Annotated in this window: 16 protein-coding genes and 2 tRNA genes; 13 read left to right on the top strand and 5 right to left on the bottom strand. The window is 60.2% G+C overall.

Translation table 11 applies throughout. The features are described from left to right. Nucleotides 1–7 precede the first annotated feature (7 nt). The 8 genes from AB1555_12020 (at nt 8) to folE (ending at nt 5,827) form a co-directional block, all read left to right on the top strand. Nucleotides 8–418: a hypothetical protein gene (locus AB1555_12020; GenBank protein ID MEW6247417.1), complete on the top strand. Its 411-nt coding sequence runs from the start codon at nt 8–10 to the stop codon at nt 416–418. A 97-nt stretch (nt 419–515) separates the two neighbouring features. Continuing rightward, a complete protein-coding gene (gene mdh, locus AB1555_12025) occupies nt 516–1,454 on the top strand; it encodes a malate dehydrogenase (protein ID MEW6247418.1) in 939 nt (312 codons plus the stop codon). A gap of 191 nt (nt 1,455–1,645) precedes the next feature. After that, on the top strand, nt 1,646–2,236 hold the full coding sequence (locus AB1555_12030; GenBank protein MEW6247419.1) for a urate hydroxylase PuuD: 591 nt from the start codon (nt 1,646–1,648) through the stop codon (nt 2,234–2,236). A gap of 302 nt (nt 2,237–2,538) precedes the next feature. Continuing rightward, the gene (gene nuoF, locus AB1555_12035; protein ID MEW6247420.1) at nt 2,539–3,840 is read left to right on the top strand and encodes an NADH-quinone oxidoreductase subunit NuoF; all 1,302 of its coding nucleotides are present in this window, start codon (nt 2,539–2,541) and stop codon (nt 3,838–3,840) included. A 12-nt stretch (nt 3,841–3,852) separates the two neighbouring features. Beyond that, nucleotides 3,853–4,212, top strand: a complete 360-nt coding sequence (locus AB1555_12040) for a 2Fe-2S iron-sulfur cluster-binding protein (protein MEW6247421.1) — start codon at nt 3,853–3,855, stop codon at nt 4,210–4,212. A gap of 44 nt (nt 4,213–4,256) precedes the next feature. Then, nucleotides 4,257–4,577, top strand: coding sequence for an iron-sulfur cluster insertion protein ErpA (erpA, locus tag AB1555_12045; protein MEW6247422.1), 321 nt, complete (start codon nt 4,257–4,259; stop codon nt 4,575–4,577). A gap of 160 nt (nt 4,578–4,737) precedes the next feature. Continuing rightward, nucleotides 4,738–5,187 carry a 6-carboxytetrahydropterin synthase gene (locus AB1555_12050; protein MEW6247423.1) on the top strand — a complete coding sequence of 150 codons (450 nt, stop codon included), beginning with the start codon at nt 4,738–4,740 and terminating at the stop codon, nt 5,185–5,187. After that, on the top strand, nt 5,180–5,827 hold the full coding sequence (gene folE / locus AB1555_12055) for a GTP cyclohydrolase I FolE (protein MEW6247424.1): 648 nt from the start codon (nt 5,180–5,182) through the stop codon (nt 5,825–5,827). The genes AB1555_12050 and folE overlap by 8 nt, the downstream gene beginning before the upstream one ends. A gap of 69 nt (nt 5,828–5,896) precedes the next feature. Here the strand turns inward: folE and AB1555_12060 are convergent, their stop codons facing one another. After that, a complete protein-coding gene (locus AB1555_12060) occupies nt 5,897–6,700 on the bottom strand; it encodes an alpha/beta fold hydrolase (protein ID MEW6247425.1) in 804 nt (267 codons plus the stop codon). A 173-nt stretch (nt 6,701–6,873) separates the two neighbouring features. Here AB1555_12060 and AB1555_12065 point away from each other — a divergent pair, with 173 nt between their 5' ends. Beyond that, nucleotides 6,874–8,166, top strand: coding sequence for a replication-associated recombination protein A (locus AB1555_12065; protein MEW6247426.1), 1,293 nt, complete (start codon nt 6,874–6,876; stop codon nt 8,164–8,166). A 75-nt stretch (nt 8,167–8,241) separates the two neighbouring features. Then, nucleotides 8,242–8,613 carry a PilZ domain-containing protein gene (locus tag AB1555_12070; protein MEW6247427.1) on the top strand — a complete coding sequence of 124 codons (372 nt, stop codon included), beginning with the start codon at nt 8,242–8,244 and terminating at the stop codon, nt 8,611–8,613. On the opposite strand, the gene AB1555_12075 is transcribed toward AB1555_12070, so the two are convergent. Continuing rightward, nucleotides 8,591–10,444, bottom strand: a complete 1,854-nt coding sequence (locus tag AB1555_12075; protein MEW6247428.1) for an ATP-binding cassette domain-containing protein — start codon at nt 10,442–10,444, stop codon at nt 8,591–8,593. The two genes, AB1555_12070 and AB1555_12075, sit on opposite strands and share 23 nt — an antisense overlap. 168 nt (nt 10,445–10,612) lie before the next feature. Then, nucleotides 10,613–10,688, bottom strand: a tRNA-Ala gene (locus AB1555_12080). Nucleotides 10,689–10,998: 310 nt separating this feature from the next. Between AB1555_12080 and AB1555_12085 the strand changes: the two genes are divergently transcribed. The 3 genes from AB1555_12085 to AB1555_12095 all read left to right on the top strand — a co-directional run bounded on the left by AB1555_12085 (nt 10,999) and on the right by AB1555_12095 (nt 12,896). Next, nucleotides 10,999–12,312: an adenylosuccinate synthase gene (locus AB1555_12085; protein MEW6247429.1), complete on the top strand. Its 1,314-nt coding sequence runs from the start codon at nt 10,999–11,001 to the stop codon at nt 12,310–12,312. A gap of 95 nt (nt 12,313–12,407) precedes the next feature. After that, nucleotides 12,408–12,483, top strand: a tRNA-Lys gene (locus tag AB1555_12090). A 23-nt stretch (nt 12,484–12,506) separates the two neighbouring features. Beyond that, nucleotides 12,507–12,896 (top strand): response regulator, encoded by a 390-nt coding sequence (locus AB1555_12095; protein ID MEW6247430.1) that lies wholly within the window; start codon nt 12,507–12,509, stop codon nt 12,894–12,896. A gap of 143 nt (nt 12,897–13,039) precedes the next feature. On the opposite strand, the gene AB1555_12100 is transcribed toward AB1555_12095, so the two are convergent. Continuing rightward, entirely contained in the window at nt 13,040–13,351 is a 312-nt protein-coding gene (locus AB1555_12100) for a PilZ domain-containing protein (protein MEW6247431.1), read from the bottom strand. Between the two features lie 170 nt (nt 13,352–13,521). Continuing rightward, nucleotides 13,522–13,845: a PilZ domain-containing protein gene (locus AB1555_12105; GenBank protein ID MEW6247432.1), complete on the bottom strand. Its 324-nt coding sequence runs from the start codon at nt 13,843–13,845 to the stop codon at nt 13,522–13,524. Between the last annotated feature and the right edge of the window lie 145 nt (nt 13,846–13,990).

Below are 13,990 nucleotides of genomic sequence, written 5' to 3' on the forward strand. Positions count from 1 at the left end.
TCACAAAATGCCAGACCACTCGGAAAAACCCACTGTCCCCGGCTGGCTCTACAAACTGTTTACCGGCCACCAGTACCCCTATGTGCGGCGGCAGGCCAAGTTTGCGAACCGGGACGTCAAGCCCGGCGAGGAACGGCGGGAGCCGACCCGCGAAGAAATCGACGCGAAGTTCTGGGAAATTTATCCTCGGTGCTCGGTGAAAATTCTGCAGGAAGTCAAAACCGGCATGATCGTCAGCTTTGTCGAATTGGGCGAGTACGCACCCGGCGCGTATCAGGAACTGATCGATCACCCGGAAGAGTTTCTGGCCAAGATGTACGGCAAGAAAAAGATCAAGGTGAACTTCTACGACGGAGAAAATTTCGTTTGTACGATCAATTTCAAAGTCGGGGGATGGACGGGGCATGAGGAACATTAAAACGTTAATCGTTAACCGTCAACCGTGAACCGTTCATCGAGGAAAACCGGGTCTCTTGCGTTCACGAATAACGTTTAACGATTAACGGGGAGTGCACATGGCTCGAACGAAAGTGACGGTGGTCGGGGCGGGGAACGTCGGGGGGACGGTCGCCCAGCGGCTGGCGGAGAAGAATTGCTATGACATCGTGCTGGTGGATATCGTCGAAGGCGTTCCCCAAGGCAAGGCGCTGGACATCACGCAGGCCGGCCCGGTCTGCGGTTACAACTCCCGCGTCGTCGGCACCAACGGGTATGACGAAACGGCCGGCTCATCCGTCGCGGTGATCACCTCGGGTGTTCCGCGCAAGCCCGGCATGAGCCGCGACGAACTGCTGGCGACCAACACCAAGATCGTGCAATCGGTCGTGCGCGAGGTTGCGTTCCGGTCCCCCAACGCGATTCTGGTCATGGTCACCAATCCGCTGGATGTGATGGTGCATGTGGCTCGGCGGGTCAGCGGGTTTCCCAAAAGCCGCGTCCTGGGCATGGCCGGGGTGTTAGACTCGGCGCGGTTGCGGTCGTTCATCGCCCAAGAACTGGGCGTCGCCGGGACGGACGTGCAGGCGATGGTCCTGGGCGGGCACGGCGACACGATGGTGCCGTTGCTGCGGTATACGACCGTGGCGGGACGCCCGGTCACTGAACAGTTGCCTAAAGAGCGATGGGAAGCGTTGATTCGACGGACGCGCGACGGCGGCGCGGAGATCGTCAATTTGCTGAAGGCCGGCAGCGCCTATTATGCGCCGTCGGCGTCCGTCGTCGAAATGGTCGAAGCGATTCTCAAGGACCAGAAGCGCATCCTGCCCTGCGCCGTGCTGTGTGAAGGCGAATACGACCTGCAGAACGTGGTGGTCGGGGTGCCGGTCAAGCTCGGACGAAACGGAGCCGAAGCCATCGTCGAATACGAGCTGACCGCCGAAGAACGCGCGGCGCTGCACGCTTCCGCGACCGCCGTGCGTGAACTCTGCGGGGTCGTGGACCGCCTCCTGACCTGAGCATGAGCTCAATGGTCAATAGTCATTCGTCAATGGTCAGTAGTCATTGGTCAACGGATAGGCTTGGCCGGTGCAGTAAGCCCTTTGACGCTTGACTGTTGACCATTGCCTGCTCCTTCCGCCGCTTGACATTCCGGCTCGGCTTGCAGTAGACACTTCGGCTTAGCAGTTAACCGAAGGGTGGGGACGATATGACATTCCTCGAAAATCCTTACCAGACGATGGCCGTAGGATTCGCGCTGACGATCGCGTTGGTCGGGATATGGCTGGCGATGGTCGGCATGCCGGACGGTGGAGCCTGGTTCGAGCAGATCTTCCGCTGGCTTCATTTCCTGGCCGGCATCACCTGGATCGGGCTTCTGTACTTCTTCAACTTCATCAACGCGGGCTTCCTGAAATCGCTGGACGCCGGCCAAAAAGGGGTCGTGATTCCGCGGTTGATGCCGGCCGCGCTGAACTGGTTCCGTCACGGCGCGACCGTGACCGTGCTGGCGGGGCTGGCGTTGATCTTTTACTTGCACCCGTCCCTTGAGGGCACCGGCGACAAGGCGATATGGATCGGCGGTCTCCTGGGATTGATCATGATGATCAACGTCCACGCGATCATCTGGCCGTGCCAGAAGAAGATCATCCAGTGGACCAAGGAGTCCGCGGAGACCGGCAAGCCGACCCCTCCGGAAATGGCGGCGGTTGCCAAGAAGGCGCTCTATGCCTCGCGGATCAATGTGATGCTCTCGATTCCGATGCTGTTCTTCATGGCGGCCGCCAGCCACTTCAAATAGGTCCGTCGCGATCATCCCTGTGAGTGACCGGCGGGCGGGTACGGCCGAATCGCGTCGAGTCCGGTCTCGAAGTCTCATTCGCTGCCTGCGCGGGATCATGCCGCAAACCGTGAGGTGGTTACGGTTCTGATAACGGCCATCCGTAGAACCGCCGCCTGGTGTACGGCCGAAGTGCCCATCCGGACATAGGTCCCTGGCCCTAACTCCTTGAGAATCAGCCCTATTCGCCAGCCCTTGGCTTGACGAGCCGGGTAAGCGGGCCGTATAGTGAGCCTCTCGTTCGACTCTTCCGGAGGAACCTGGTGACGGCTGCGGAACCGAGAGTGCTGCAACAGCTCAACGGGAAGCCGTGGGAGATCGACCCTTATCTGAAAGTCGGAGGGTATGAGGCCTGGCGGAAGTGTGTGACCGAGCTGCAGCCGGACGACATTGTCGGAGAGATCAAGCGGTCCGGGCTTCGCGGCCGAGGCGGGGCCGGTTTCCCGACCGGCACCAAGTGGGACAAGGTTCTTCACCACCGCATCAAGGAACGCTACTTCGTCTGCAATGCCGGCGAGCATGAGCCCGGGACCTTCAAGGACCGGTATCTCCTCCAACACGCTCCCCATCAACTGCTCGAGGGATGTTTGATCGCTTCGTATGCGGTCAACGCCAAGGCTTCGTTCATCTATATCAACCACGAATATCAGGAGGAGCATGAGAACCTGAAAAAGGCCATCGCGCAGGCCAGGGAACGCGGGTTTGTGGGCAAGAACATCTTCGGCAAGGGCGTCGACATCGAGATCGAGCTGTTTGCCGGTCATGGGAGTTACGTTGCGGGAGAAGAAACGGCCATGTTGGAGTCGATGCAGGGCCGGCCGGCGATGCCTCGCCAGAAGCCGCCGTTTTATCCGACCGACTTTGGGCTCTACGGCAAGCCGACGCTGGTGAACAACGTCGAGACGCTCTGCAATATTCCGCGCATCCTCCGAAACGGCGCCGACTGGTTCACCCAGGTGGGTACGGAGAAGTGTCCGGGCACGATGTTGTTCTCGCTCAGCGGGGCTGTCAACCGGCCGGGCGTGTACGAGATGCCGATGGGGACGACGATTCGGCGACTGATCGAGGAGTGCGGAGGCGGGGTGCCGGGCGGGAGAAAGGTGAAAGCCGTGTTTCCAGGCGGCCCGGCGTTTTCGATGGTCATGCCCGACCAACTGGACCTGCCGATGGATTTCGATTCTCTCAAGAAAGCCGGAACCGGACTGGGCTCGGCCGGCGTGATCGTCGTGGACGATACGACCTGCATGGTGGCCCAGACGCTGAAATTTTCCAATTTCTTCAAGACCGAGAGCTGCGGTCAGTGTCCGCCCTGCCGCATGGGCACGATCAATCTCGCGACGCTGGTCGACAAAGTAGAGCGGGGCGAAGGAACTCAGAAAGATCTCGACAGCCTGTTGCAGCTCTGCGGATTCGTGAAAGGGACGGGGTACTGCACCTTGGTGACCGGGGCTGCGGTGCTGGTGCAGAGCAGCTTGCGGCTGTTCCGGCATGAATATGAGGAGCATATCCGGTTGCAGCGGTGTCCCTATCGGCCCGTGGCGGCCGGGATCGGCTCCTGTGCGTGAGGAAGTTCGTCGATGCCGCGTGTGACGTTCCTGCATCCCCAGGGAAAGAGCGGCGACGTGGAACCCAACATGACGCTGCTGGAAGCGGCTCAGACGCTCGGGTTCCCCCTGAATCATGATTGCGGCGGCAACGCCTCCTGCACGACCTGCCGGGTCGAGGTGCAGGAGGGCGGCGAAAATCTCTCCGAGATCGACTTCGACGAGCAGGATCTATTGGATCGGGAGGCGCTGTCGGAGCCGTGGCATCGCCTCGGGTGCCAGGCCCGGGTGCTGGGCGATGTGGTCGTGCGGGTGCCGGAATCGAAATGGGAGTCGCCGTCGTCTCAGCAGCGGGACGCACGGTCGAGCGATCACGAATGCAGCCTTCCATGAAGAAGGTGTGATAGACTACAGGGGATCATAGAGGGAGGAGAACAATGATCACCATTACGCCGGTGGCCGAGCAGAAGATCAAGGAACTGATGGCCGAAGAGAAGGACACGGTCGGTCTGCGGATCTACGTCCGCGGCGGCGGATGTCACGGGTATCAATACGGCATGGCTTTCGAGTCGAAACTGTCCGATGACGACACCGTCATCGAGAAGGGGGGCGTGAAGGTCATTCTGGATTCGCAGAGCGCGCCGCTGCTGAGCGGGGCGGAAGTGGATTACGTCGACAGCCTGCAGGGGTCCGGCTTTGCCATCAAAAATCCGCAGGCCAAGACCACCTGCGGGTGCGGCAGCTCGTTCAGCGCCTGAGGAGAAACGGTCAGCTCTCGGCATTCAGCCGTCAGCCTGAAGTGAAGAGACACTCGAGAGAGGGGCCGGAGTTGCCTTTCCGTAGGAGGTGCAATTCCGGCCCGATTCTTTTTATCTCGTGGCTGATTGCTCACGACTGACGACGAGCAAGCGCTTGGTCATGGATCGAGCCAGCGTCACACGGCGGTATCGGTTTTGCGCGCAGCATCGGCTGCACACCGAGCGCCTGTCCGAAGAAGAGAACTGGGCCGTGTTCGGGAAATGCAATAATCCCAACGGCCACGGGCATAACTACGTCGTGCTGGTCACGGTGACGGGCGAGATCGATCCTCGAACCGGCGCCGTGATCGATCTCCGGGAGTTGGACCGTATGGTGATTGACACGATCGTGAAGCGCTTCGACCACCGGGACCTGAATCAAGACCCGGAATTCACCGGCCGCACGACCACCGGCGAGAATCTCGCCATGCTGATCTGGGACCTGCTGGTCGCACGCGTCCCTCAAGGCCGGCTCGAGAAAGTCGGGGTCATCGAGACCCGCGACAACTACTTCGAGTACACCGGACCGGAAGTGTCCCGGGCAACGGTGACTGGAGTGACTCATGAGTGATCGTCTATCGACGGTGAGACGAGCGGGACGAAGCCGGGCCATTCGCGCCAACGGGCGTCCGGCCGAGATTGAGGAGATCCAGGCCTTGGTGGTGGATCTATTAGCCATGCTCGGCGAGCAGCCGAGGAGAAACGGGCTCCTGAAGACGCCCGAACGGGTGGCGAAGGCCCTGCGGTTCATGACGCAGGGCTATCAGCAGGACATCGAGCGGCTGCTCAACGGCGCGCTGTTCCCGATCGACTATGACGAGATGGTGATCGTGAAGGACATCGACTTCTTCAGCCTCTGCGAGCACCATCTTCTGCCGTTCTTCGGAAAGTGCCACGTCGGGTATATCCCCAATAAGAAAGTGGTCGGCCTGAGCAAGATCCCGCGCGTCGTGGACGCCTTCAGCCGGCGGCTCCAGGTGCAGGAACGGCTGACGGTGCAGATCGCGGAGACCCTGCAGTCGAAGCTGAACGCCCATGGGGTCGGGGTGGTGATCGAAGCCCGCCACCTCTGCATGATGATGCGCGGCGTCGAGAAGCAGAACACCATCGCGGTGACCAGTTCCATGCTGGGGGTCTTCAGGAGCCAGCAGCAGACGCGTGACGAATTCCTCAAGCTCATCCGGCGGGGCAGCGTCGGGGACCCTGACTGAGCCGCGCTGATGTGTCCACGCTGAATCGGCACGCTGCTAATTCAGAATTCAGAATTCAGAATTCAGAATTCAGAATTTCTTCCCCCCAATCCTTTCCGCAAACGCCGTCACCGCTCGATTGAAGATCTCCGGTTGCTCGATGTTGCTCAGGTGGCCGGCGCCGGGAATGATCTCCAGCCGAGCGCCGGCGATTCCATCGGCGATGCGTTTGTTCTCCTCCGGCGTGGTCAGCATATCCTGATCGCCGACCAATACCAGTGCAGGACAGATGATGGTGCTCAGAAGCGGCGTGGAGTCCGGCCGTTCCGCGATCGCCATGAGGTCACCGACGATTCCGCTGATCTGCGTGCTCATGATGATGGCCCGCACCCGCTCGGCCAAGGCGGGGTTCTTCTGCACGGTGGACGGGCAGAGGAGTTTGGGAACCATCTCGTCGGCGACCGCCTTCGGTCCTTCCTTGTAGACCTTCTGCGCCAGATTGAACCGCCAGGTCACTTGGGTCGGCTGGTCGGCTTCGGCCCTCGTGTCCGCAAAGATCAACCCTTGAATCCGGTCCGGATGGCGGCGGTACATGGCGAACAGGATGTACCCTCCCATCGACAACCCGACCATGACCGCCTGCCGGATGGAGAGTTGGTCCAAGAGCGCGGTGACATCGTCCGCGAACTGGTCCAGTGTGTACCGCCACAGCGGCGCGTCCGATTCACCATGTCCGCGCAGGTCCACGGTGATGACTCGAAACCGCTTCGACAGGGCGCTCGCTTGAGTCGCCCACATGGTCCGGTTCAAGGGGAACGCATGGAGAAACACAATGGGTGTCCCCGTGCCTCGGTCGTCGCAGGCGAGATGGACGCCGTTGACCTCGACAATCATTGGTCTGCTCTTTCGTTGATCGTGAACGGTCGCTCTTGAGCAGTGTTTCCCCTATCAAGAGATCGCAGGCTCGTCAAGAGGCTAAGACCGAAACAGGCGCTCCCGAGTCTGTCAACGCCATTTACGGGTGTTCTTCCGGAGGTATACAATTTGATCGCTCATCGTGTGAACCTATGGCCAATCCACGGCATCAGGAAGGCGATCTCTTTTCCGGTTCGGCTGAGCGGGATGTCGTGCCGGCGCCCCTCGCCGAGCGGATGCGCCCGCAGGACTTCTCGGACTTCGTCGGTCAGGAGGAGATCGTCGCGCCGGATCGACCGTTGCGGCGCGCGATCGAGGCGGATCAGCTCTCGTCCGTCATTTTCTGGGGGCCTCCGGGGTCCGGGAAAACCACGCTCGCGCATCTCATTGCTCGCCACACGAAGGCGGAATTCGTTCCGTTTTCCGCGGTCACCAGCGGGATTCCGGAACTGCGGGAAATCATCCGGGCCGCGGAACAGCGACGCACGCTCCACGGCCGGCGCACGATTCTGTTCGTCGACGAAATCCATCGATTCAACAAGGCCCAGCAGGATGCCTTTCTCCCGCACGTGGAGCGCGGGACGATCATTCTGGTCGGTGCCACCACGGAGAACCCGTCGTTCGAAGTGATCGCGCCCCTCCTCTCGCGCTCCCTGGTCGTCGTCCTCAAATCCCTGTCGGATGACGCAATGGCCCGCATCCTGGAACGGGCCCTGGCCGATGAGGAACAAGGCCTCGGAAAGCTCAAGATCGACATGACGCCGGAAGCCAAGCGGCGGTTGATTGGATTCGGGAACGGCGATGCCCGGTCCTTGCTCACGGCGTTGGAATTCGTGGCGACCCAGACGCCGCCAGGTCCTGGCGGACGCCGGCTGCTCGACGAGCAAGGGTTGGAGTCGGCGCTGCTCAAGAAATCGCTCCGCTACGATAAGGCCGGGGAAGAACACTACAATCTCATCTCGGCCTTTATCAAAAGCTTGCGGGATTCGGACCCGGACGGAGCCCTCTATTGGTTGGCGCGAATGCTCGAGGGGGGCGAAGACCCCAAGTTTATCGCCCGGCGCATGGTCATTTTCGCGTCGGAAGATGTCGGCAACGCCAACCCTCTCGCCCTGGTCGTCGCCACGGCGGTCTTCCAGGCGGTGGAGTGCGTCGGCTTGCCGGAAGCTCAGATCAATCTGGCCCAGGGGGCCACGTATTTGGCTTCCTGTTCGAAGGACAACGCCTCGTACGTCGGCCTGGTTGAAGCCCTTCGGGACGCGCGGGAATTCGGCAATTTAGGCGTCCCCCTCCACTTGCGGAACGCGGTGACCTCGCTGATGCGGGATCTCGGGTATGGGCAGGGATACCGGTACGTGCACAGCGATCCGGCAGCCAAAGGCGAGCAGGCTCATCTGCCGGAACGGCTCCGCGGCAGGCAATATTACCGGCCCAAACCGCCTTGACCGGGGCCCGAAATTGGCTGTGGACAAACGATCCTGTTCGGTTATACTTAAGGGCAACGCCGAGGAGTCAAGACGATGGGATCGGTCGCGACACCCAATGAGCGTCGGAAATACGTCCGGGCCACGCTGGTGGGGTCCGCCCACATCACCCCCAGGAGCGGAGGCAAGGGCGTCACCGCCGTCCTGGACAATGTCAATAAGATCGGCGCCGGGCTGCACGCCAAGGAAAGGTTGCCGGTCAATGAGAAGGTGACCGTCTCGTTGGCGTTTCTGGACCCTGACCGGGTGGAGCAGCAGGAAAGGCTTGCCGGAAGCGTGGCGTGGGTCAAGCCATGGGAGAAAGGCTTCTTGATCGGCGTGGTCTGGGATGAATTGGTGACGAAAGAGAAAAACCGCTGGCTGTACTATTATCTTGAAGAAACCCTCAAGGAAGCGCCGTCGCCTTAGCCCCCGGCGTCTGCTTGACGCAGTCGAGTTCCTCGGACAGCTTTTCCCACCGAGCCGTCAGTCGCTCCAAATCCTTTTTCCAGGTTTCCTGTTCCAGATGCAGATCGTGCCACCGGGTGAAATCCTGATAGAGGACCGGATCGGCTAGTTCCTGATCGCGCGTCCGGATTTTTCGCTCGATCTCGGCGATCTCGGCCTCCGCGCGCGCCACCTGTTTTTCCAGTCTGGCCTGGGTCTTGGACAGTTCGCGCCGGTCTCTGGCGTTGGATTTCGGCGCCATGGCCGCCGTGACGCCGATCGCTCCCGCTCTGGTCCGTCCCGTGTCCTGTTCTTCGAGTTCTTCGCGCGTTTCCTTGATCGATTCCAGCTCCTGCGCTTTTTTCCAGAGGTAGTACTCGTAGTCGCCGAAATAGCTCTTGGCCTGACCGTCTTCGATTTCGACCACTCGCGTCGCGACGCGGGTCAGGAACGTCGGGTCATGGGAGATGAAGATGATGGTGCCGGGGAACTCCGTGAGGGCGTCGGTCAGCACGTCCACCGAGGCCGGGTCGAGGTGGTTCGTCGGCTCATCCAGCAACAGCGTATTGGCCGGCTCGACGAGCATTCGCGCGAGGGCGACGCGGTTGCGCTCGCCGCCGCTCAGCGCTTTGATGGGCTTCTTCTGGTCCGGTCCCGAAAACAGGAACGCTCCGGCGATCCCTCGCAGGAAATTCATCTCGGCCTGTTTCGAGATCTCGGCCAGCGAGTCCAGAACGGTGTGTTCCGGGTTGAGCGCCTCGGCCTGATGCTGCGCGAAATAGTGCAGGGTGACGCCGTGGCCGACGGTCCTCGTGCCCTTATCCAACGGCAGGACGCCTGCCAGCATCTTGAGCAACGTGCTCTTGCCCGCCCCGTTTTCGCCGACCAGCGCCACTCGCTGCCCGCGCTCGACCGAAAAGTCGAGCGACCGGTACACCACTTTTTCTCCGTAGCTCTTCGCGGCTCCCTGCAGTTCGAGCACCTGCCGGCCGCTCGCCGGCGGGACGGGGAATTTGAATCGCACCCGTTTCGAGTCGCGCGTCCGTTCGATGAGCTTGATCTTTTCCAGTTGCTTGATGCGGGACTGCACCTGGCTCGCTTTGTTGGCCTGGTAGCGAAATCGGTCGATGAACTTCTGGACACGGGCGATTTCTTTCTCCTGCCGTTTGGCGGAGGACTCCCGTTGGGCGTCGCGGGTCGCCCGCAATTCGCGGAACTTTGTATAGTTCCCTCGGTATTCCTGGATCGTGTGGTTGCGAATCTCCCAGATATGCGTCGCGATCCGGTCCAGGAATCTGGTGTCATGGCTGATGACCAGAAGGGTCATCTTCGAGCGCAAGAGAAAGTCTTCGAACCACGCTTGTGTTGGTTTGTCGAGATGGTTGGTCGGCTCGTCGAGCAACAGGACGTCGGGATTCGACAACAAGAGGTGCGCCAAGGCGACGCGCATGCGATACCCGCCCGAGAGGGCGTCGACCGGCCGGTTGAAGTCCGCCTCGCTGAAGCCGAGTCCGGACAGGATGCGCTTGGCCTCGTGTTCGGGATACTGGTCGCGGTGGGCGGCGTCCAAGACGTTCTTGCCCGTGATCGCCTCGAGTTCCTGTGGCAGGTATCCGATGCGCAACCGCGGCCGCTTGCGGATGGCGCCCTTGTCCGGAGATTCTTCTCCGAGGATCATCCGGAACAACGTGGTCTTTCCGACGCCGTTCGGACCGACCAGGCCGACGCGCGTGCCTGGCCGTAGGTGCGCCGACGCGTCCTTCAGCAGGATCTTCGCGGCATATTGCTTACTGACGGATTCGATCTGAAGCATGAATCAATCAGGGCGGGTCTTTTCCTACGCAGCAATGATGGTATGGTAAGGATGACCCCGGCTCGACCGGAGGTTGGTTGATGAGAGACAAGATCGAAATTAAAGGTCTTATCCGTTGGCATCAATTGAGAAACCGATGAGTAGCCGACGGTACGAGCAAGCTCGGTTTGGTGGAGCTGGCCGGGATTGAACCGGCGACCTCGTGAATGCCATTCACGCGCGCTCCCAACTGCGCCACAGCCCCACCCCATCTTGAGTTGTGAGTGATAAGCGATGAGTTCTGGATTAGTTGACGAGCTGGGCGCATGCTAACACGCGGTCTCTGGGCAGTCAAGGAAAGGCGGCGCCCTTCACCGGGCGCGCTGTCGTGCACGGACATGAGAGATGATGGACGGAGAAGCGGAAACCAGCGCGCTGTTTCCCGCCTCGCGTAGCGGAGCGAACGCGGCTTGACAAACGGGGAGGGCCGTCCATAGGATGAGCCGCTTTTGGCTCTGATCTTGTGCGGTCAGGGCTCTTTTTTTCGAGGGGCTGAACGCGAATCGGTGAGAGGGATGGGCAATCTGGTCGTCGTCGGAACCCAATGGGGCGATGAAGGCAAGGGCAAGATCGTGGACATCCTGGCCCGCGACGCCGATGTGGTGGTGCGATACCAGGGCGGATCCAATGCTGGCCATACCGTCGTCAACCAGCGGGACACGTTTGTCTTTCATTTGATTCCCTCCGGTATTCTGTACCGAGGAACGCTGTGCATCATCGGCAACGGGGTGGTGGTCGATCCAGAGGCGCTGATCGCGGAGATGGATCGACTCCAGGCCAAAGGCATCAAGATCGACAAGAATTTCGCGATCAGCCAGCGGGCCCATTTGATCCTGCCGTATCACAAGGCTATTGAGAAGGCCTCGGAGCAATCAAGGGGATTGCGGCGCATCGGTACTACAGGGAGAGGCATCGGACCGTCCTATGCCGACAAAATGGCCCGCATCGGCATCCGGGTGGGAGATCTGCTGAATCCCCCGTTATTTCGGCGCAAGCTGGAGGAAAACCTGATCGAGATCAACTGCTTTCTGGAACGGCTCTACAAGGTGGACGGCTTCCAGCTCGAAAAGGTGTTCCAGCAATACATGGGATATGCCGAACGGCTGAAAGGCTACATCACCGATACGGTCACGCTTCTGAACAAGGCGATCGACGAGAAACACACCGTGTTGTTCGAAGGCGCCCAAGGGACGCATCTCGATGTCGATTTCGGCACCTATCCTTACGTCACCTCGTCCAGCGCTGCGGCGGGCGGCGCCTGCACCGGCACCGGCGTCGGGCCGACCAGGATCGACGCCGTCCTCGGGGTCGCCAAGGCCTATACGACGCGCGTCGGGAGCGGGCCGTTCCCGACCGAACTGACGGACGCGGTCGGGTCCGGCTTGCAGGAGCGTGGCAAGGAATTCGGCGCGACGACCGGACGGCCGCGCCGGTGCGGATGGTTTGATGGTGTCCTGGTCAGATACGCGGCCAAAGTCAACGGCCTCGCTTCTTTGGCAGTGACCAAGCTCGACGTGCTGGACGGGTGCAAGGAGTTGAAGATATGTACAGGCTACAGGCACGCCGGCAGGCTACACCGAGAGATGCCTGCCGACCTGCAAGCCTTGACGGAATGCCAGCCGGTTTATGAAACTCTGCGCGGTTGGAGCAGTTCCACTACCGGTATGACAAGCTATAAAAAGTTGCCCGCAGAGGCCAAGCGCTATTTAACCAGAGTGGAAGAACTGGCGGGCTGTCCAATCGATATCGTCTCCACCGGATCCAAGCGCGACCAGACGATCATCCTGCGCAATCCATTGACCGCCAGAAGCCGGAAACGGCCGCGCTAGCCTGGCCGATCCGTCAATGGTAAGATGCTGCTGCGCTGACCCGTTCAGTGGCGCGAATGCTCGTTGACGGGTAACGAAGAACTCTTCCCGCAGGTGAGCCGCTAGCTCAGTCGGTAGAGCATCGCCCTTTTAAGGCGAGGGCCCTGGGTTCGAGTCCCAGGCGGCTCACCATCTGCAGCAACAAAGATCCGGCCATGAGCTCCTTTTCTTCAGAGTCCGGCACACTCCTGGCGGTTGACGACGAGCCCGAGATTCGGACGATCATCTTTAACACTCTTACCCCGCTGGGTTATACGGTTTTGCTCGCCAAGAATGGAGAAATGGCGTATCGCCTTTTCCACCAACACCAGGGCCGGATTCATCTGCTGATTACGGACATGCTCATGCCGGCCATGAACGGTTTGGAACTCGCCACCAAAGTCCATGCTCTCAGTCCGGAGACGCGTATCCTCTATCTATCGGAAAACTATATCGTGAAAGGCGGCTTTGCCGAAGAACCTGAGGTGGCCTTCCTCCCGAAGCCGTTCACCGGCGCAGAGCTGGTGCGCAAGGTCCGTGAGATTTTACGGGTTTTCGATCGCTAGCGGAGCTGAGAAAGACTCTGGTGCGACGGTCCCGGCGCTCTCGCAGTGGGTCGAAACCGGGGTCCTGTGGTTCCCAAAAGCGCAGAGTCAGTCGCTGGGGTGACGGAGCTGTATCGACTGGTCGTCAATCGCTCAGATAAGTGTCACGCTTTCGCCTTCATAACGATCGCGCGCAGCCGTTCCCGTTGGGCTGGACGGAGAGCGACGAACTCCAGTCCGAAGGACCGGCCGTGGGTCCAGCGGACGGCGGCCTTTTCCACCCTGAGCGGCCACGGATGGTCGGGAAGAAACAGCGAAAGTTGAAATTCCATCCCCGGCGTCACCGAAACCTCCGATTCGGCTAGGCACCCCGAAGTCGAGAGATCGAGGACTTTCCCTTCTCCTTCGAAATCGCCTTGCCCGAAAAAGAAAACTCGGCAGACCAGCCGTACTCGGCGCGCCTTGCGCGTGCCCATGTTTGCCACGTTTGCCACCGTTGCCGACCTTCCTAGCAAACCGTAGCCGAATCTGTACGTAGGCGCATCACCTATAGAGCGTACCTCCAAAGATGGGCAAGGCGATAGGACGTAAAATTCTAAATCTTCAATAATGTTTGGGTTTCCGTAATTCTGGTGAGGCGAGAGAGCTAAGTTTGAGAGGAATTTTTAAGGGCTTGGACAGCCTCCTGAAGCCGGCTGTTCTCATGAGGGGCTATTTCTGTGAACTGTACGCCGAATTCCTGTCCGCGGGCCCAGCGGACCGTTCCTCGGTCAATGTAAATAGGAGGGTCCTGTCCCGGCAAGTGCAGGCGTAGTCCGAGTTGCATGCCCGTAAACACGGACATAAGGCTGTGTACACGACATCCGCTTGGTGACAGATCCAGCACCATCCCGGAATTTTCCTGTGTCTTGATGCTGGTCAAGACCGCACGAAACGAGACCGGAAACCGCTGTTCCTTTCGCAGAATCATGCCTGTCTCACAGCCTGGACCGGAACCGGCTGTCCCTATTCTGGCTGTTGTCGAACGAGCGATCAAGAACTTTCCCAAAATCTGAACAGGATACGGTGTCGGCAGGCCGGGAACAGGTAAGCCAAAATACCGGGAAAGGGTCCAG

This window comes from Nitrospirota bacterium (genome assembly GCA_040755395.1).
GTDB lineage: Bacteria > Nitrospirota > Nitrospiria > Nitrospirales > Nitrospiraceae > DATLZU01.